21 protein-coding genes, 1 pseudogene and 1 riboswitch are annotated in these 19,502 nt (G+C 34.7%); of the genes and pseudogenes, 4 read left to right on the top strand and 18 right to left on the bottom strand.

Going from position 1 to position 19,502, the window contains the following annotated elements:
• Window positions 1-161: 161 nt before the first annotated feature.
• The 6 genes and pseudogenes from J6L97_RS05775 to J6L97_RS05800 form a co-directional block, all read right to left on the bottom strand.
• On the bottom strand, window positions 162-1,544 hold the full coding sequence (locus J6L97_RS05775) for a fibronectin type III domain-containing protein (protein ID WP_054832971.1): 1,383 nt from the start codon (window positions 1,542-1,544) through the stop codon (window positions 162-164).
• A gap of 49 nt (window positions 1,545-1,593) precedes the next feature.
• Window positions 1,594-2,390 (bottom strand): annotated as a pseudogene (locus J6L97_RS05780) (glutaminase).
• Between the two features lie 125 nt (window positions 2,391-2,515).
• Entirely contained in the window at window positions 2,516-2,881 is a 366-nt protein-coding gene (locus tag J6L97_RS05785; RefSeq protein ID WP_057726939.1) for a DUF6176 family protein, read from the bottom strand.
• Entirely contained in the window at window positions 2,874-3,176 is a 303-nt protein-coding gene (locus tag J6L97_RS05790; protein WP_013086297.1) for a MazG-like family protein, read from the bottom strand. Before J6L97_RS05790 ends, J6L97_RS05785 begins: the two co-directional genes overlap by 8 nt.
• An 11-nt stretch (window positions 3,177-3,187) precedes the next feature.
• Entirely contained in the window at window positions 3,188-3,997 is an 810-nt protein-coding gene (locus J6L97_RS05795; protein ID WP_057726937.1) for a DUF2785 domain-containing protein, read from the bottom strand.
• A gap of 4 nt (window positions 3,998-4,001) precedes the next feature.
• Window positions 4,002-4,454, bottom strand: coding sequence for a GNAT family N-acetyltransferase (locus J6L97_RS05800; RefSeq protein WP_054832970.1), 453 nt, complete (start codon window positions 4,452-4,454; stop codon window positions 4,002-4,004).
• Between the two features lie 167 nt (window positions 4,455-4,621).
• On the opposite strand from J6L97_RS05800, the gene J6L97_RS05805 reads away from it, so the two are divergent.
• Together J6L97_RS05805 and J6L97_RS05810 are read left to right on the top strand one after the other, a co-directional pair.
• A complete protein-coding gene (locus J6L97_RS05805; protein WP_005728142.1) occupies window positions 4,622-5,800 on the top strand; it encodes an IS256 family transposase in 1,179 nt (392 codons plus the stop codon).
• A gap of 129 nt (window positions 5,801-5,929) precedes the next feature.
• Window positions 5,930-6,691: a GNAT family N-acetyltransferase gene (locus tag J6L97_RS05810; protein WP_374197046.1), complete on the top strand. Its 762-nt coding sequence runs from the start codon at window positions 5,930-5,932 to the stop codon at window positions 6,689-6,691.
• 52 nt (window positions 6,692-6,743) lie between these two features.
• Here the strand turns inward: J6L97_RS05810 and J6L97_RS05815 are convergent, their stop codons facing one another.
• Window positions 6,744-7,079, bottom strand: a complete 336-nt coding sequence (locus J6L97_RS05815; RefSeq protein WP_013086293.1) for a hypothetical protein — start codon at window positions 7,077-7,079, stop codon at window positions 6,744-6,746.
• 138 nt (window positions 7,080-7,217) lie between these two features.
• On the opposite strand from J6L97_RS05815, the gene J6L97_RS05820 reads away from it, so the two are divergent.
• Entirely contained in the window at window positions 7,218-8,798 is a 1,581-nt protein-coding gene (locus tag J6L97_RS05820) for an ATP-binding cassette domain-containing protein (RefSeq protein WP_057726523.1), read from the top strand.
• Between the two features lie 161 nt (window positions 8,799-8,959).
• Window positions 8,960-10,450 carry a cardiolipin synthase gene (cls, locus tag J6L97_RS05825; RefSeq protein WP_013086291.1) on the top strand — a complete coding sequence of 497 codons (1,491 nt, stop codon included), beginning with the start codon at window positions 8,960-8,962 and terminating at the stop codon, window positions 10,448-10,450.
• Window positions 10,451-10,490: 40 nt separating this feature from the next.
• On the opposite strand, the gene J6L97_RS05830 is transcribed toward cls, so the two are convergent.
• From J6L97_RS05830 to J6L97_RS05880, 11 genes are all read right to left on the bottom strand, one after another.
• The gene (locus J6L97_RS05830) at window positions 10,491-11,738 is read right to left on the bottom strand and encodes a tetratricopeptide repeat protein (protein ID WP_005720185.1); all 1,248 of its coding nucleotides are present in this window, start codon (window positions 11,736-11,738) and stop codon (window positions 10,491-10,493) included.
• Between the two features lie 80 nt (window positions 11,739-11,818).
• The gene (locus J6L97_RS05835; protein WP_005720183.1) at window positions 11,819-12,094 is read right to left on the bottom strand and encodes an HU family DNA-binding protein; all 276 of its coding nucleotides are present in this window, start codon (window positions 12,092-12,094) and stop codon (window positions 11,819-11,821) included.
• A 158-nt stretch (window positions 12,095-12,252) separates the two neighbouring features.
• Window positions 12,253-13,560, bottom strand: coding sequence for a ribosome biogenesis GTPase Der (gene der, locus J6L97_RS05840; RefSeq protein ID WP_005720181.1), 1,308 nt, complete (start codon window positions 13,558-13,560; stop codon window positions 12,253-12,255).
• A 70-nt stretch (window positions 13,561-13,630) separates the two neighbouring features.
• Window positions 13,631-14,839, bottom strand: a complete 1,209-nt coding sequence (gene rpsA, locus J6L97_RS05845) for a 30S ribosomal protein S1 (RefSeq protein WP_005720179.1) — start codon at window positions 14,837-14,839, stop codon at window positions 13,631-13,633.
• Window positions 14,840-14,911: 72 nt separating this feature from the next.
• Complete coding sequence (gene cmk, locus J6L97_RS05850; RefSeq protein WP_057726524.1) at window positions 14,912-15,583, bottom strand: (d)CMP kinase; 672 nt, start codon at window positions 15,581-15,583, stop codon at window positions 14,912-14,914.
• A 51-nt stretch (window positions 15,584-15,634) separates the two neighbouring features.
• Entirely contained in the window at window positions 15,635-16,096 is a 462-nt protein-coding gene (locus J6L97_RS05855; RefSeq protein ID WP_054832727.1) for an SAG1386/EF1546 family surface-associated protein, read from the bottom strand.
• Between the two features lie 101 nt (window positions 16,097-16,197).
• Window positions 16,198-16,887 (bottom strand): ECF transporter S component, encoded by a 690-nt coding sequence (locus J6L97_RS05860; protein ID WP_005720173.1) that lies wholly within the window; start codon window positions 16,885-16,887, stop codon window positions 16,198-16,200.
• Between the two features lie 76 nt (window positions 16,888-16,963).
• A riboswitch (FMN riboswitch) is annotated at window positions 16,964-17,076 on the bottom strand.
• Window positions 17,077-17,104: 28 nt separating this feature from the next.
• Window positions 17,105-17,821 carry a pseudouridine synthase gene (locus J6L97_RS05865; protein WP_057726525.1) on the bottom strand — a complete coding sequence of 239 codons (717 nt, stop codon included), beginning with the start codon at window positions 17,819-17,821 and terminating at the stop codon, window positions 17,105-17,107.
• A 3-nt stretch (window positions 17,822-17,824) separates the two neighbouring features.
• Entirely contained in the window at window positions 17,825-18,415 is a 591-nt protein-coding gene (gene scpB / locus J6L97_RS05870) for an SMC-Scp complex subunit ScpB (protein WP_005720170.1), read from the bottom strand.
• Window positions 18,405-19,145: a segregation and condensation protein A gene (locus tag J6L97_RS05875; RefSeq protein WP_005720168.1), complete on the bottom strand. Its 741-nt coding sequence runs from the start codon at window positions 19,143-19,145 to the stop codon at window positions 18,405-18,407. The genes scpB and J6L97_RS05875 overlap by 11 nt, the downstream gene beginning before the upstream one ends.
• Window positions 19,132-19,494 carry a hypothetical protein gene (locus J6L97_RS05880; protein WP_005720166.1) on the bottom strand — a complete coding sequence of 121 codons (363 nt, stop codon included), beginning with the start codon at window positions 19,492-19,494 and terminating at the stop codon, window positions 19,132-19,134. Before J6L97_RS05880 ends, J6L97_RS05875 begins: the two co-directional genes overlap by 14 nt.
• Window positions 19,495-19,502 lie beyond the last annotated feature (8 nt).

Genomic DNA, 19,502 nt, shown 5'->3' on the forward strand with positions numbered 1-19,502 from the left:
AAAAACCAGGAAGATAGTTTTTCTCCCTGGTTTCTCCAGCATATTCTTAAATTAAATGATTTTCTTTATACCAACTAATAAAATTGGCCAAAAAATAAGCAGAGACCTCTAAAATCTCTGCCTATTAGCCACAAATTTTTCATAGCCAAAAATAATTATACTTAATTACCAGCTGGTGTTACGTTTACCGTTACTGTCTTTATATCCGACCATGGACCAACTATATTACTGTTGAGGCCACGGACACGTATCTCATATGTCTTACCTTTTTCGAAATAGCAAATACTATTTTTATCAGAGCTGGATGTAATTTCATCACCATTACTTGATGATGATAAGAAACTTTGCCATTCACTCTGACCTTTTAAGCGATATTGAACTTCATAACTACTAATATTTTTATTAACCGGCCATTTAATATCGATGTATGGTTCATCACTACCATTATCATCATAATAGCTGATATCAACTGGGATTTTATCTGGCACATTCTTATTATCCGTTACAGCATGATAATCGATCGTCTTTGCATCAGAAAGTTCACCATTAATATCAAATCCGTTCGCACGATTGATAGGTAAAACAGCGACTTGATATGTCTTACCATTAACAAGGCTCTTAGATGGAATTACCGTGCTTAATGATTCACTTGCTTTAATTCTTGGCACAGCAGCAGGAATATAGCCACTGCCACTATTTATATAGATGACATATTCAGTCGCACCTTCAGACTTAGTAAAATCAACTTGCAATCCGTCTTTTACTGGTGTCAACTTTGTAACTTCATTTTTGACTGGTACTTGGTCAGTATTTTCACCTGTTATTTTGAAATTAAATAAACCACGAGTTTGAATGTTTAATTTGTACTCACCTTTTGCGACATACCAAGTTATCTTTTTATTATCTTGTCTACCATTGAACATTGAAGATGGCAGGTAATAACTAAAGCCATTCTTACTTTGCATAGTAATGATTGTTCTATGACCATTGTAATAAACCGGCATCGAGTTCATGCCCATAGTTAATTTTTGTGACTTATCAACTTTTAATGTGTAACTATGATACGTGCTATTTTTATAGCTACTAAACATGTCAGAAAATCCCTTTACCTCTTGTCCTAATGAAATTTCAGGACTATAAGTATAGCTGTTTGTAGTGCGGTAAATTGTATAATCATCTAACTGTTTTCTAAGTTTAGTCAATTTAGTATAACTAATTCTAATTTTTCTTGATCCCGGATTCTTAGCAACTACTTTGTAATTTCCGGATCTAAGATAATACTCTTTAGTATTTTTCTTATCGGTTGAATAAGGAATGGCCTCCCAATCAATACTATTGTAGATTCTGATCTTGGCATTTGTATTAACTGTTACTCTACCAGCTTCTTTTAAATGAAGCTTATAAGTGTTGCCTTTGCGTACATAACTTGTGCCTTGAGTCGGAATTTGGATCGTAGCAGCTTGAACAGTAGAAGAATTTGTATTTAAAAATAGTACAAATGCTCCTGCCAATGAAGTTGCAATCAGATATTTATTAATTTTCATAATTGTTGTCCTTTCATAAGCTATTATAATGCTTTATTGATTTTATACCCTAACTAAAAATATCCCACCTATATTCTTTGCTTACATCCTCGAGCAGACTTAAGCCGGCAATACTATTACCAACTTCATCAAGTGGTGGACTAAAAATGCCAATCCCAGCCTTATTAGGTACTGAAGAAACGAGCCCACTCCAACACCACTCTTAGTAGGAATACTAATTTTAGCTGAATATATTCCTGATGCATTATACAAGCCTGTTGTCATCATTAAAGACTTAGTAAAAGTCGCGGTAGTACTTGAAACGATTCGCTCATTGTCCCATGGCTTAATTCCATCATTGGCTAAAACAGCACCAAAATTAGCTAAGCTACGTGCCGTTACCATCATTGAACATTGTTTGAAGTAAGTAGTTAAACTTTCTTCAACATCGGCTTTCAAAATTTCCTTAGCTTTCATGTAATAAGCTAAAGATCGATTCATATCGCCTGTCTTTTGTTCAGACTTAAAAATCTCTTCATTCAACTTAATTAGAGGATCATTGCAAATTTCTTTAGTAAAATTAGAGTCAAAGCTAAATCCTGTTTGTCTTGCACCGACAACTGAGTTAACAAAATCTAAACCCAAAGTTTCAATTGAATAAAGTAATGTAATGACTTTGGAGATGCTTTCAATTGCAAAGTAAGTTTCACTATCACCAGCTACTGAAATTTTTCCATCGTTCAAATTATAAATTGCTATTCCAAGTTGTTCTGGTTCTACTTCCGCCAATGCTGGAATGTACGTTGCAACATGACCATTCACTACTTGTGGTAAATTTTTAGTTACTAAGTTTGCTAAATCAGTCATACTCTGCATCCCCTTTCATTCTTATTTTACAAAAAAGACAGATTCTCCATAAGAATCTGCCTCACGTTCAATATTTAATCTTCAAACTTGTCTAAATTTTAACTCTATATGTTTTTCTTATCACACTAATTTTCTGTATTTTGCCCAATTATTCTTTCAACAGCCGGTGCAATTAAGTTCTCTTCTAGCTTCATGTCAACTGGCTTATACTCCATATCAATACATTCATCCCAATATTCAAGATGTTTCTTATCGATATAACTTTCTGACTCTTCAACGGCATTTCCGCCTTCTCCTTGAACTGAATACCAGTAAAAATATGTATATCCATCTGGATTTTTCTCCTTAAAGACACTTTCCACGTACATCTTTTCACCAGCCATTGTGGCCACAGTATCAGTGTGATGATCATTCAAAAAATCCATCCATTCTTGTGCTTTTTCTTCTTTTCCTTTTTTAATTCTAAAACGCGTTAATTCTACCTTAGTCATCATTGATTATCTTCTTTCCATTAATGTATTTTCGCTTTGCATTAATCACCATTTTCTTAACAATATCTTCTCCCAGATCACTGCCAAGCATTTCAGAGATTCCTAATAGAAAAATGGCTACATCTGCTAATTCTTCATTGATATTTTCTTGGTCTTCTTTTAGCCAAGCTTGAAACAGTTCATTTACTTCACCATACAATAATAGCAGTTCAAACTTCACATCAGTGGTATTAAAATTATGTTTTTTCTTGTTCTCAATAACGGCTTTTTGAAGTTTCTTGGTATCAATAATCATAGTTTCAATCCTCAATATTCACTATTAAACTTTTTCTCTACTATTTCTTTCACATTAAGATCAAGCAATGAAATAGAATTTAATTTTACATATATATCTTGTAATAATGACTTCAGATTATTAAATCGATAATATTCTAAAAGTTCATCTGAATAAGGATCAAAAGCAAACGATTTTATCCAATTAACGAAATTATCAGAATTGATCTTATTTGCTTTAAATCCATTTACAAAAACATCAGCTAACCAATATTCTTCTCCGTCAATAAAACGTCTATCGACCTTATTCAACATTTCTTTAACTGCTAATAAAAAAGCATTTACCATTTTGTGATCAAAATCATCACAAATTACACTATCTGCTAATGCATCTGAGCAATGTGCTATTGCATGAACCCAACCATATTTTTTTGAAAAACCAGTAAAATCATGCTCATTAGCCAAATAATTGATTAAGTTTTTAAATACTTGTTGCTCTTCATTTTTATTTAAAACCTGATAATAACGAGAATGTTTATCATTATTGGTTCGAATAATTAAATCCCATAACAAGCATGTAAACGATCTAGTTAACGTTGCTTCTCCACTTTCTTTAATGCAATAAAACAAAAGATTTCTTTCTTCAATTTCATTTATTAAAAATACAACTTGTTTTTTGGTAAATTTTCCTTCAAAAAAGCCAGCACCCCAACTATTACATACTAAATCATCCCGTATTTCACTTTTAGAGTTTCCAATATTTTCAAAAAACCAGTTCACTTCTTCGTTTGAATATTGAGATTGGGAATTACTCAATTTTCGTTTTAATATTTCTAAATCCATATACTCACTTCAATTCCATTGAATCCTGAGAAAAATCAACTGGATATTCATTCGACCATTTCTCAACTACTGTCTTTATTACTTTGAAACCAAACTTTTTATACAGGGATTTTGCTACAAAATTGTCGCTAAAAACTTCCAATTTAATTGGCTTATCTAAATACAATAATGCTGTTTTCATTAACTTAGTTCCAATTCCTTGTTTTTGAAAATCTGAATCAACATATAAGAATGCCAGTTCATGCGGTCGTAAGCCAACGAATCCGATCAATTTTTCTTCTTTAATGGCTACATAAATTTTGCAGTTTAACAAATAATCTAAATATGGTGCATCCTTCAACTGCAAAAATACCCGCTCTATGTTAGCTGTCTTTAACTCTTGCATGAGAGCTTTATCCATTACTTGACATAACTGATCAAAATACCGCTCGTTATAAAGTTTAATTCTTAAATTCATATTTCACATATTTTTATTTACATTAATTATATTTTTGAGACTGTAAAATAGTTTGTGTAAGGATGAATGATTCCTTAAATTTATTTCTTTAAACATTAGAAAAAGGAGTTCCTTTCTCGTATGATTGGTTTGAACAAAAAAACACATACAGAAAGAAGAACTCCTTCATGAATGATTTTACCAAAGATTTTGCTCAAGCTCTATTCAATCCAGACAAAATAAATGATTTATTGCGCAAAGAGCTACAACAGGCTGTTAATAACTTGCTAGAAGCTGAGTTGACTGCCTTTCTAGGCTATGATCCCTATGCCAGAAATGGCTGGAATACTGGCAATTCTAGAAATGGTGCTTATTTCCGCAAGGTTGATACCCAGTTTGGACCAATTGAAGTGCAAGTGCCTCGAGACCGCAACGGTCAGTTTCATCAGCACACGCTGCCTGACTACAAGCAGCACTCTGATGTTTTGGAAAGCACGATTATCAAGCTATACTCCAAAGGCGTAACTACCAGAGAAATCGCTGACTTGATTGAGAAAATGTATGGCAGTCATTATAGTCCAGCTCAAGTATCAAATATTTCCAAGCAGATGCTCCCCAAGATTGAGGCTTATCACAAGCGCAAGCTAAGCGACAAGTTTTTCTGTGTCTATTTGGATGCGACATACCTTCCTTTGCGCCGAGAAACGTTTGAGCGTGAAGCAGTATATATTGCCATTGGCATTAAACCTAATGGACATAAGGAAGTCATTGACTACTGCATTGCTCCTAGTGAGAACATTGAAGTTTGGACAGAGATGCTTCAAAACATGAAGTCCAGAGGCTTGAAGCAAGTTGAGCTTTTTCTTTCTGATGGTGTTGTTGGCATGAAAACAGCCTTGGCCAGGACTTATCCTAAAGCTCATTTTCAACGCTGCCTGGTTCATGTCATGCGCAATATCTGCGCTAAAGTACGCGTCGACGATCGTGAAAAGATCATGAACGAATTCAAGCAGATACATCAACAGACAAGCAAAAAAGAAGCTGCAGCTGTCTTGCACAAATTCTATGCCAAATGGAATAAAGCTTATAGCCATGTCATCAAAGGTTTGAAGGAAATTGAGCCCGATCTGCTAGTCTTCTACAATTATCCCAAACAAATCAGAGCTTCAATTTATTCAACCAATATGATTGAATCCTTTAACAACGTCATCAAGCGTAAAGCTAAGCCTAAGGCAGAATTTCCAACTGAACAGTCGCTTGATGCATTTATTGGCATCCAGGCAATGAGCTACAATGACCGTTATTTCAATCGAATTCATAAAGGCTTTGGTCAGGTTCAGGACACCTTAGAATCCTACTTTGATTAAATAAATAATTAAAAAATCAATTTACGAGAAAGATCTATTTACACAAAAGATTTGACAGTTTCATATTTTTATTTATTATTAAAATACCATATTTTTATAATATTACAATAATCGAATGGAGATAAATATATGAGAACAAAAATCAAAGACGCACTTGCGCTCGGTGCATCAATCATTTGCATTGCTTTATTAATATTTGTATCGTATATACAAATTCAAACTCATGTTTACAAAGGCCTTATCTGGTATGGTTTATTAATTTTCATCTTGGCATTTGCATCTGTAATTTACGTCAGAAAACTAATCAAGAATAATGCTAACGATGATCAAAATGATGACTCAGATGAACAAATGCTAAAATTAAAAGACTTTAATTCACGATACCTAAACGATATTTGGAAAGATGGCTTTACAGCAGAAAAGCCGGAGTGGACTAAATGGAATGCACCATATTTTAACGACTATACTGCTTACCGGTCCTTTTCTAGTTTCAAGCAAAGCTCGATCACTGAATATTTGTTAAGTCACTCCTGTAAGGCTATTACTATAAATGACCAAGCAATAGGGATGGTTTCAAAAAACTGGATTGATAAAACAACCCTTTGGCTTGAAATTGGAATAGTTATTTATAATCCCAATTATTGGCATGGTGGCCTTGGAACAAGAGCTTTAGAAAAATGGATTACTGATATATTTTCTGAATATCCTGATTTAGAACACATTGGTTTAACAACCTGGAATGGCAATCTAAGAATGATGCATTTAGCTGAAAAAATTGGGCTAAAAAAAGAAGCTCAAATTCGCAGAGTTCGCTATTTTCAAGGCTTTTATTATGACAGCCTAAAATATGGCGTTTTAAGATCTGAGTGGGAAAAATGCAAAAACAAATAAGGATGATATCTTGACAATTTACTGCCAGTTATCATCCTTATTTCAATTTGTATCAAATATTAAAAGTCATTCCTAGCAAAATAAGCAGTACAATTGCCCAAACAAATCCTGCAATCAATCCCAAAATCCAGGCTAACCACCGCTTCATCTTCTTACTCAATATTATTGCAGTCAGAACAAACATCGCGCTTTCAGAGATAATTACTGGATAAGTAACCCAAGATCTTAGATTAAAAATTGGTAAAAGAAAACTAATAATTGTGGCAGTAGCAACTATAATAGCCGGTACCCTTATAGAAATATTTTCATTAAATGAAACTGCAAAGCCAATAACAATTGCAATAAATAATGGTGAGATATTAATAAACGGCATCATACTTTCTTGCATAAGCATCCCCTCTAAATCTTTTTATTAAAATAATATCTAATACTATTTTAATTTTCAACAAAATATGCTATATTATTTTCATCAAAGAAGAAACGACTTAAAATAAGTCACTTTGATGGGGTCTAGAAAGGTATATTTATGTCACTGAAGTATGCTAACAAAAAGAAGCTAGCACTTTATGTCTTTTTAGCCTGCATAAGTGCTTGTGGTAATGTCGTTATCGCTTATGTCACGAAGATCATGCTTAATAGCGCCCAATATCATCGTGGCTCATTAAAGCAATTAATTTTTATCGCTGCATTAGGAGCAGCATCACTAATCATTATCATGTTTCTCAACTTTGCTTATAGATACTTGCGCTCCGATATTACGCGTGATATTAACTTGAAGTTAAAAGATAAAACTATTACTTATTTAATTGCTCAACAAAATGACTCGCAAAAAGATGGTCTAAATTTAATGACCAATGACCTAAAGCAAATTGAAACACTTAAAATTACAAATGAATTAATGATTATTTCCGAATTTGCTGCTTTTACAATCTCAATTTTTGTCGGTTTAATCAATTCTTGGCTTCTAACAATAATCTTCGTTATTGCTACGGTCATCCCGGGATTTATCCAAAAAATTTTCATTAAAGATATTCAAAACAAATCCGCTGTCTGGGAAAAGCAAAACGCTGAATATACTCAAGCTACTGTTGATGCTATTAACGGATCAAAAACTGCTATGCTATATGACGCACAGATTCCCGTTGTTTCTTATGTAATTAATCGGGCAAAAGAAATGGAAGATGCCTTGAGAGCATTAAACTACACCCAAGGTGCGATTTCTACATTAATTATTACCATTGCTGATATTTTCAGCTTTATCATTCCATTCCTAATCGGTGCAATTTTGATGTTCAATGGGCAAATTGGTGCTGGTACTTTAGTAATGATTGTTCAGCTTTCAAATGACTTCATTAATCCAATTACAATGATTTTTGACCAGCTCAATCAAATTCGCTCAACTAAACCAATTTGGGATAAAGTCGAACAAGCTCTTAAGTTTAAAGGATCTCCTACTTCAACTGAATCAGCTTCTACTTTTAATGAATTAAAAGTTAAAGACTTATCATACTCAGTAAACAATAAAAACATTTTAAACAAGGTTAACTTTAACGTTAAAGCTGGTGAAAAAATACTACTGATGGCACCAAGTGGTTTTGGCAAAACTACCCTCTTAAAGCTTTTAGCTGGGCAATTAACTCCAAGTACTGGTTCAATTATCATTGACCAAAACAATTTAACCGGCAATTGGCAAAAATCTCATGAACACTTTGGCTACATCAATCAAAAACCATTCATGTTTGATCGCAGTCTTCTCTTCAATTTAACTCTGGGCCAAAAATATTCCGACAATGAGTTGCAAAATGCAATTAAATCAGCTGGATTAGCAGAGTTTGTTAAGGAAAAAGGCCTCAATTATCAAATTGGACAAAATGGTAATAATCTATCCGGTGGTCAAATTCAAAGAGTTGAAATAGCTCGTGCAATCTTAGCAAAACGTCCAGTTTTACTAGCAGACGAAGCTACAAGTGCTTTAGATAATGATTTATCTTTGCAAATTCACAAAACTCTACTAGAAAACTCTAATTTTGCAGTAATTGAAGTTGCTCATAAAATTTCCAAACAAGAAAGAGCAATGTTTGATCGAATTATTAACTTAGACAACTAAAATTTAAAAATGACATTGACTGCAAATCATCGTCAATGTCATTTTTTATTATCAGTATTACTTTACATAATTTATATTATTGTTTAACTACAAAGATAGTTTTTTCTTTAGTTTACTGTTAAAATTACATTTGCAATAAACAAAAAATAAGAGGAGTTTTTATGATTTTAACCTGGGATATTATTCGCAGAACAATCGAGATTTTATGGATTATCAATATCGCCTTTGCAGTCTGGACTGTTTTTCGCAGTCATCGTAGCGTTGTTTCTACTTGGGCTTGGATGTTAGTATTAACTATTTTGCCCGGCATTGGCTTTATTCTATATCTTTTCTTTGGGCGTCAACTTTCACATGACGAAATTTTTGCTATTCAAAGTGCTCAAAAAGAGACGCGTAATCGTTATCTCAAAAAACAAAAAGCTATGTTGGCAGAACATGATCTTTTACCCGAAAAAGAGCGCAAACCACGTGCCCGCATGTTATCAGAGCTGAATTTAAACAACGATGATGCTATTTTAACTTTTGCCAATAAAGTTAAGGTTTTCACCAGTGGACCCGAGTTGTTTGACCAAATAATTGCTGATCTTAAGCAAGCTAAAACATCGATTAGTTTAGAGTTCTACACTTTTTATAATGATAATCTAGGAAAGCGTGTCTTACGGGCCTTAGAAGAGGCTTCTGCTAAAGGAGTAAAAGTCAGAGTTATTTATGATGTCTCTGGCTCACGTGGTACTAAACCTGCTTTTTTTAATCATTTAAGAGAGCTTGGTGGCGAAGCACAGCCTTTCATTTCTACTTCTAAAAAGCATTGGTTTACTACACCACGACTAAATTATCATTTACACCGCAAATTAATCGTAATCGACCATCATATTGGCTATATTGGTGGCTTTAACATCGGTGATCAGTACGTTAATCAATCTAAAAAATTTGGTCATTGGCGCGATACACATTTACGTGTTGTTGGGCAATCACCTATCCTAATGGAAACACGCTTTGCCATGGATTGGAATACTTCTATCAGACGAACTGCATTACCTAAATTTGATCTAAGCGAATTACATGCTTTTACTGTCGAACGTAAAGATCTTGACAACGATGATAACGTAGCAATGCAAATCGTTTCTTCAGGTCCCGATAACCAACATTATGGCATTCGCCGAGGATATGAGGGCATCATTGCTGGGGCTAAAAACTATATCTATATTCAAACACCCTATTTAATTCCTGAAGAATCCATTTTAGAAGCATTAATTATTGCTGCTAATAGCGGTGTTGATGTACGCATCATGATCCCTTGCATGCCAGATCATCCCTTTGTTTACCGAGCTACCGAATATTATGCAAAATATTTAGTTGCTCATGGCGTTAAAATTTACAAATATAATGATGGCTTCATCCATGCCAAAACAATGGTTTCTGGCTCCAATATCTCATCTGTTGGTTCAGCCAATCAAGACTTCAGAAGTTATACCTTAAACTTCGAGGTTAACGCTTTTAATTACAATCTTCAATTAACTCAAGAACTTAAACAAATTTTTGAAAAGGACCTAGCTAGTTGCAGTCTTCTAACTAATGAATACTTTAATCAGCAATCTAAATGGCTTAAGTTTAAACAATACTTTTCACGTCTGTTGGCACCTATTTTTTAGAAATAATAAAACCACGAAGCAAAAACTTCGTGGTATTTTTTTACAGATTATTATAAAGATCCTGCATTTCATCATCTTCTGGAGCTAACTTAAGATATCTTTCTAGCAGTTGTTTTGTTATTTCATCATTATTTTGTACATTGAAAAAGATTATCATTTGGCGCAAAAAGTCTGGATTATCCTTGAAATCCGGATAAGCTAGTAAAAATTCGCTCTGTGCTTTCTGAATATCATCCAAATCCTCATATGATAATGCCATATTCCAATGTGCCTGTGGCTCCACGCTTTCCTCATCTAAGTTACTAAATAAGGCAATATTCTCCTTAGCCTGGTGTTCATGAACATATAGGTTAGATAGCTGCATACGTAAATCACTATTGTCTGGCGCTACTTTTAACCCCTTTTCAAGTAAGTCACGAGCTGTATCCAATTCATTCAAATTAGCTGCTGCACGTGCTCCCATTGAATAAAGTGTTTCATCCAGTTCATTGTACGCTAATCCTGCTTGAGCAGTCCTCAATACTTGTTCATTGTCATGCTGATGATCATAAGCTTGTGCTAATAATGGATACGCATTTACATAGTCAGGACTTTGCTCAATCACTTCATCTAAGAACTTAATTGCCTGCTTATCATCACCTACAGATAAGAGAACTAATCCTGCTTCATACTTAGAATCAATATCTAAAATACTATTTGCATGTTCACGAATAACTTTGGCAGCTTCTTCATAATTACCTAATTTGGCAAAAGTCGCAAATAATCTTTGGTACAGATTTACTTCACTAAAAGTACTTTGACGTTTGATTAAATCTTGATATAACTCAAGTGCTTGTTCATAATTACCACTTAAATATTCAATCTCTGCTAAACCAAATTTAATAGCATCTTCTTCTGGAGCTAATTGTAGTGCTCGTATTAATTTGTCCTTAGCTGTTTCTATTAAGCCGTTAGTTTGGTAATAATCAGCTTGTACTAATAGACTATCCAAATAAGCTGAAGAGCTCTCAGGGACATTATATAAAAGCGACAGACCATCGTCATCATCGCCATCATTTAACATAATCTCTGCCAAGTAAACTTTAAATAAATCTTCTTTAGGAAATTTAGCTATTAAAGCTCGATATATTTCTTTTGCTAAATCTGTAAAACCTAAGCCAGTTAGGTTTTCTGCTAAAGATGACAAGACCTCGGGAGCATCATTATCTAAAGCTTCTTTTAAAAGGTGTTTGTTTTGTGAAAAATCATGATTTTGAATTGCATCTAGTAATTGTTCAGAATAACTCATAATACCTCCAATCAAGTTACCATTGTACTAAAAAAAGACGCCGGAACAAAGTCCAACGTCCTATCACATTAGTTAAGCTATTACTTAACGGCATCCTTAAGAGCTTTACCTGGCTTAAATGCAGGTACTTCACTAGCTGGGATTTCGATTTCATCACCAGTTTGTGGGTTACGGCCCTTACGAGCAGCACGGTGACGTACTTCAAAAGTACCAAAACCGATTAATTGTACCTTTTCACCCTTAGCAAGGTTTTCTTGAATTGAATCAAGGATAGCATCAACAGTATTTGCAACTTGCTTCTTAGTTAACTTAGTTTTTGAAGCAACTTCTGAAACTAATTCAGCCTTATTTGCCATGAATAATTCACCTCCTGAATTTGAACCTAATGTTCAAAAAATTTTTCTTTGTTTAAGCTAAACAAGGAAAAATGATCACAACTAATCATGTTCCCTAAAAACAAAAATATCACAAAAACCTTATAACAACAAGGTCTTTGTGATATTTTGCTTATCTTTTATTTACGTTTACGTGGCAAAATCTTGATTGGTGTACCCGTAAAATCAAAGTTTTGTCGTAATTGATTAATCAAAAATCGTTCATATGAGAAGTGCATCAGTTCTGGGTCATTCACAAATACAACAAAAGTCGGTGGATTCGTACTTACTTGGGTCATGTAATAAACACGCAATCTCTTACCCTTCACCATTGGAGTTGGAACTAACTTACTTGCTTCAAGCAACAAGTCATTTAAGACACTAGATTGAATTCTTTGATTTTGATTATCATAGACTTCTTTAACCATATTAGGAATTTGATCTAATCTTTGACCTGTCTTGGCAGAAACAAAAAGAATAGGAGCATAGTCCAAATATTGAAATTCATCTCTAATTTCACGTTCAAATTCTTTAGCGCTTGTACTATTCTTTTTCGGCAAATCCCATTTGTTAACGACAATGATGATTCCACGACCCGCCTCGTGAGCATATCCAGCCACATGCTTGTCTTGTTCTCTAATGCCTGTACTTGCATCGAGGACAAGTAAAACCACGTCTGAACGCTCAATAGCACTCATAGCGCGCATTACAGAGTACTTTTCTGTCTTCTCATACACTTTGCCTCGTCTTCTGATTCCGGCAGTATCAACGACCTTAAATTTTACACCATCATGAGTAAACGGCGTATCGACAGCATCACGAGTTGTTCCTTCTTCATTAGCAACAATTACCCGATCTTCACCAAGTAATTTGTTAACAATTGAAGACTTACCTACATTTGGTCGACCAATCACGCTAAAAGAAATAACATCATCAGCTTCAGTATCTTTATCGTCAGGAAAATCATTAACAATCTGATCAAGCAAATCACCAATACCAGTACCATGACTACTTGAAACAGGAATCGGATCCCCCAATCCTAAACTATAGAAATCATAAATATCGCTTCGCTGTTCAGGATTATCAGCTTTATTTACAGCTAAAATAACTGGCTTTTTAGTACGGTAAAGAAGATGAGCTATTCTTTCGTCTAAATCTGTCACGTGATTTACCACATTGGTTAACATCACGATAACATCTGCTTCTTCAATTGCAATTTCTGCTTGAGCTCTGATTTCTTCCTCGATCTTGCCGCCTTCCCAGGTAATACCACCAGTATCGATCAAATCAAACTTATGCCCCATCCATTCGGCTTGAGCATAATTACGATCTCGGGTAACACCGGGTTTGTCCTCAACAATAGCTAAACGTTGATTAATTATTCTATTGAAAAGTGTTGATTTACCAACATTGGGTTGACCAACAATTGCAACAACTGGTAAAACCATTTCTCGCCCTCCTTTACTAATCTAAACATAAATAAAAAAGCCGACTCAAGTCGGCTTTTTTATAAAATGACTACTTACGGTCCTTTAATTGGTCACCAATGATGTCACCTAATGCAAAGCCGTTGTCGTTATCACTCATGTACTTCTTGTTTACTGAATTTTCGTTACGTGAACGACGTGGACGAGAATTATGATTTTCTGAAGAAGCGTTTGAGTCAGCAGCCTTGATTGAAAGTGAGATTCTTCTATCACTTGGGTCAATGTTCAAAACCTTAACCTTAACACTTTGACCAACCTTTAAAACATCGCTTGGCTTGTCAACATGCTTGTTTGAGATTTCTGAAACGTGTACCAAACCTTGAATACCATCAGCAACTTCAACGAAAGCACCAAAGTTAGTTAATGACTTTACTTCACCTTCAAAAATATCGCCTTCGTTTAAGTCAGCTGTAGCTTGTTCAAATGGAGAAGGTTCAGTTTGCTTAATAGACAGGGAAATACGATGTCTGTCATTGTCGATACCAATGACCTTAACCTTAACATCTTGACCAACCTTTAAAACATCGCTTGGCTTGTCAACGTGCTTGTAAGAAATTTCTGAAATATGAACTAAACCGTCAACACCACCAACATCGATAAATGCACCGAAGTTAGTCAAACGTGAAACCTTACCTTCAACAACGTCACCAACAACTAATTGTGATGCAACCTTGTCAAATGCTTCTTCACGTTCTTCTTCAACTAAATCCTTGTGTGAAAGGATTAAGCGGTTCTTGTTAGGATCAATTTCGGTAATCTTAAGTTTCATAGTCTTACCAATGTAAGGCTTAAGATCTGAAACGTAACGGTTTGAAATTAATGAAGCTGGTAAGAAACCACGTGTACCAACATCAACAATTAAACCACCACGAACTGATGAAGTTACAGTACCTTCGACAGCATTTCCGTCTTCGAAGTCTTTTTGTAACTTGTCGTAGGCTTCTCTTTCCTTTAAGCGGGTAACTGAGAAGAAGAATTCACCATTTTCCTTGTCGCCACCGGCTCTTCTTAATACTAAGGCCTTAAACTTGTCACCAGGCTTAACTAAATCACGTAAGTCTGCGTTACGGTCTGAAGTGTATTCACGACGAGTAATGACACCTTCAACACCAGCGTTTTCAACACCAACATCGATTTGGCCGTCTTCAATGTCTAATACTTCGACATCGACAATATCTCCGACCTCAACTCCTTGCATTTGCTTTAATGCGTCTAAAAATTGATTACTGTTTTCTGACATATGTACCTCCCAATATCATGTCCCATTTTATAGGAAACCGAGATATTTTTCTACTATTTTGTGCTATTTTTTCTAATTTTTTTGTTTTTTTTCGATTTGAGCTAAAATTGCCTCTACAACTTCGTCAATCGACATGTTTGTGGTGTCAATTTCAATTGCATCATCTGCCTTTTTTAGCGGTGAAATTTTGCGGTGAGAATCTTTATAATCTCTTGCTGCAATATCTTTTTCAATTTCACCAACTGTTTGGTCAGATTTAATACCACGCTCTTTAAAATCTAATAAACGACGTTCAGCACGTGATCTTGCTGAAGCAACTAAAAAGATCTTAACTTCAGCGTTAGGTAAAACAGTCGTACCAATATCGCGACCATCCATAATGACATTTGTCTTGCCTGCCATTTCACGTTGCAGACTTACCATTTTTTCTCGTACTTTCGGCAAAGCGGATACTTCCGAAACATTAGCTGAAATTTCAGGCGTTCTAATTTCTTTAGAAACGTCCTTTCCAGCTACATATACTTTTTGCTCACCATTTTCAGATTTCAATTCAATTCCATCTTCATCAATGGCATTCAAGATACCCGCTTCATCACCATAATCTAAGTTATGATTACGAGCAATCACTGTACATGCACGATACATTGCCCCTGTGTCTATATAGACAAAGGATAATTTACTTGCAATGATTTTAGCAACTGTACTTTTACCTGCTGATGCAGGACCATCTACTGCTACTTGCATTCTAATAAAAAAGAGATCTTATCATCGACCCCTTTTATCCTTTCTGAAAGATTATTTCAACTTAAGTGTCTGACCTGCTTCAATATTTGAAGAGTCTTTAAGATTATTTAATCTGGCTAATTCATCAACAGTCAAGCCATTCTTTTCTGCAATTTCATTTAAAGTATCTCCACTTTGGACTAAATAAGTCTTAGGAGTAGCAGAACTACTAGATGAGCCTGAACTAGCCTTTTCAGACTTTTTCTTGCTAAAAGAAGATGATGAGGTTTTCTTAGTCTTAACAGACTTGGATGATTTAGAAGAAACCTTCTTAACTGTTTGAACTTCTTCAGCTTTTTCTGAATGGCTTGAAGCCAAACGATGAACAACTGGGATAAGTGCAATTAAAATAACCGCTAAAATTATAATAACTGCTATCCAACGTGCTGATCCACTAGGCTGACTATCTTGTGAGCTTCGCTTTTCAGTAGGTCGTTCATAGTGCTGATATGGCCCGGTTGACTTTTTATCCATCAAAAATTCCTCCATTCACTTAACGGATTAATTTTAGCATATTTTAGGATGCTTTGAATATGAAAAATCCCATCAACTTAAAAAATTGATGGGATGATAACTTAATTCAAATTAAATCTCTTACGAACGAATGGCTTAATTGTTTTCAAGGTAGCTTCAAACAATAAGTAAACAGCCACAGCGTTAATTAATCCTTTTAACAAGTTAAAGGGCATGATAATACTAAAAATGTAGGTTGACATTGATGGTAAATGCAATAACTGACCCAAGTAAACTTTCTCAGTAAAGCTTAACAAGGCACTATAGCTATTAATAGCAGGCAAGTTTGGTACCGCTGTTACTGCGTAAATAGGAGTCAAAACGAAGGCATTAGCCAATGACATCACTGCTGCCATTGCGATAATCCCAATTACCAAACCACAAATTGGTTTAACTCTGCCCATCATTGTCTTGCGGTTATCCGCACTCACATTTTTACTTAATAAATAAAATGGAACTGCAAATGACATTGAAGCTAAGAATGCTGCTAGATTTCCAACAAGGCTTGGTAATGCAAAACCACTAAAAATTAAACTAAGCAACATTCGAATTAAAGCAATAATAACTCCCGGTACAATGCCAAAAATAAACATTCCAATTGTAATAATGACATCTGAAAAATCAAACTTTAAGAAGGCAACTCCAGGCATGATTGGAAATTCAAATTTCATAACTACAAAAGCAATACAGCCAATTAAAGCATATGCAATCACATTAGTTAAACTACTATTCTTGGATTTAGCTTGATCCATAACTTACTTTCCTTTCCCAAAACAAAAGGTCTATTGCTTCAGCAACAGACCTTAAAAAGTGTAGTAAGTTTTTTTAGCCTGTCTTCTTCCATCTAGACTTTAACTATCGGTATCTAACGATTCAACCACTGACGTGGGTCGCGGACTTTCACCGCCGGTCGGGACTTTCACCCTGCCCTGAAGACAATAACCTTGAATATTTAATTACAGTTATAATTTAGTTCAATTGCATTAATTTGTCAACTTCATGCTTCGATAATTCCCGATATTGCCCTGATGTAAGCGAATCCAGAGTTAAAAAGGCATATTTTTCACGAGCAAGCTTATCAACTAAGTGACCTACTGCTTTAAACATTCGCTTAACTTGATGATAATGTCCCTCATGAATTGTAATTTGGACAATTTGTGTGTCTTTCTTATAATCAGTTTTCAATACTTTGACCTTGGCAGGCGCAGCCTTAAAATGATCCAACTTTACTCCTTGAGTCAAGGTTTTAATTTCATCAGGAGTTAAAATCCCTTTAATCTTGGCTACATAGACCTTAGCCACTTCATTTTTAGGGTGCATCAATAAATTTGCTAATTTGCCATCGTTAGTCATTAGCAATAAACCTGACGTATCATAATCTAATCTTCCTACTGGATACAAACGATATGGTAAATCTTCGAAATAATCAACTACAGTTTTTCTACCACGATCGTCTTCTGCAGTCGAAACAACGCCGCGAGGCTTATAAAACAAATACGTGTGTAGGCTTTCCCGCTCAATTGGTTCATCATCGACTGTAATATTACTAAAAGTATCGACTTTAGTACCTAGCTTAGTAACAACATGCCCATCTACTTTAACTCGACCGGCTACAATCATTTTTTCAGCTTTTCTTCTTGAAGCGATTCCTGCTTCCGCAATTACTTTTTGTAATCGTTCTGCCATTTTCTATCCCTCTTTTTCTAAATGTTTGTCTGCGCTACCTTTTGAATCGAATAAGTCAATCTCCTCACCATCAGTTGTATCCTCAAAGTCTTCGATTAACGGTAAATCAGCCAAACTTTGATAATTAAAATATTGTAAAAAATAATCAGTTGTAACATACAACTTAGGATGACCTGGAGCATCTTTTTTGCCGTCTTGTTTAATTAATCCTCGCCAAATCAATGTCTGTAAAGCTCCTGATGAATTTACTCCACGAATATCATCAATTTCTATTCTAGTAATTGGTTGTCGATAAGCAATAATTGAGAGAATTTCAAGTGCTGATTGACTCAAATTCTTAGTTAAATCTTTTTGAAAATACTTTTCAATTATCTTAGCTGTCTGTTGACTAGTTGTCATCTTATAAGTATTTGCAATATGAATTATTTGCATTCCCGAGTCTGGATCAGCCTTCATTTTTTGCTGCAAACGAGTGACTAACTGACCTAGCTCTTCACCATCAACTTCAAGTAGTTCAATTAGATTTTGCTCCTCAAGCCCATTGTCACCTGCGACATACAAAAGAGCTTCTAAATTTGCTAGTTTACTTGCCATTCGTATCAATTCTTTCTAAATTTAAATCACCGAATTCACGTGCTTGTGTAATCTGAATTAATTGTTTTTTACACAATTCTAGTGTCGCTAAAAATAAGCCAATAACATCTGAGATATTCTGCATTTTGTCCGCGCAAGCAAAGAAACTAACTTGCCTTTTTCGTTTCAATTGTCCATGCAAAAAATCCATCATCTCATTGATCGGCGTTTCTGCTACTCTAATTGAAGCGGTATCTGGTTGCTGCAACTTCAAACGATGTAAGACCATCGTAAAAGTCGTCGCTAATTCTTGTGCAGTTATCTGACCCTTAGGCAGCGGTTGAACTTTAGCAGTGGTTGATACACTAGCTTCTTTAGCAACTGTAATCGGTACTTCTTCATTACGTTCTTTAAAATAAGCAGATATTTTCTTAAACACAGAATATTGTACCAATTGTTGCACTAATTCGTCTCTTGGATCTTCATCAGGTTGAATATCATCTACAAAATCGTTTTGAGGCAACAAATACTGTGATTTAATTCGCAATAAAGTTGATGACATGACAAAATACTCGCCTGCAATTTGTAAATTTAAGCTTTGCATTTGGCGCAAGTATTCTAAATATTGACTAGTTATTTGGGCAATTGGGATATCATAAATATCAATTTTTTGCGATTGGATCAAATGCAGTAATAAATCAAGTGGTCCTTCAAAATTCGGTAATTCTAAAGTTAAGTTACTTTTGTCCATTATCTTCTTCTACCGTTTTTAATAAATTTGTATATTCTGGTACAGCAGTTATTCGTTTATCTGGATATTCGTGCTTTAGTTCATCAACAATTTTCCGTTCATAACTAATCTCACGAAAACCAGGAGCTAAAGACAAATATCTAATAATTACAAACTGATTAGATACTTGGGTTCCTATTACGCCCACCATATTATTTTGACTATTACGATAAAGATACAAAATAAAGTCATTTTCATCCTGATTAAGCGTGATTTCTTCTTTTAAGTTTTCGATATTTTTAAAATCAGGTAAATAGGATAGTAATCCCATTGCTATCTTCTCATAATCTTTTTTATATTGTATTAGCATTTAATCAC

This window comes from Lactobacillus crispatus, from assembly GCF_018987235.1.
Taxonomy (GTDB): Bacteria; Bacillota; Bacilli; order Lactobacillales; family Lactobacillaceae; genus Lactobacillus; species Lactobacillus crispatus.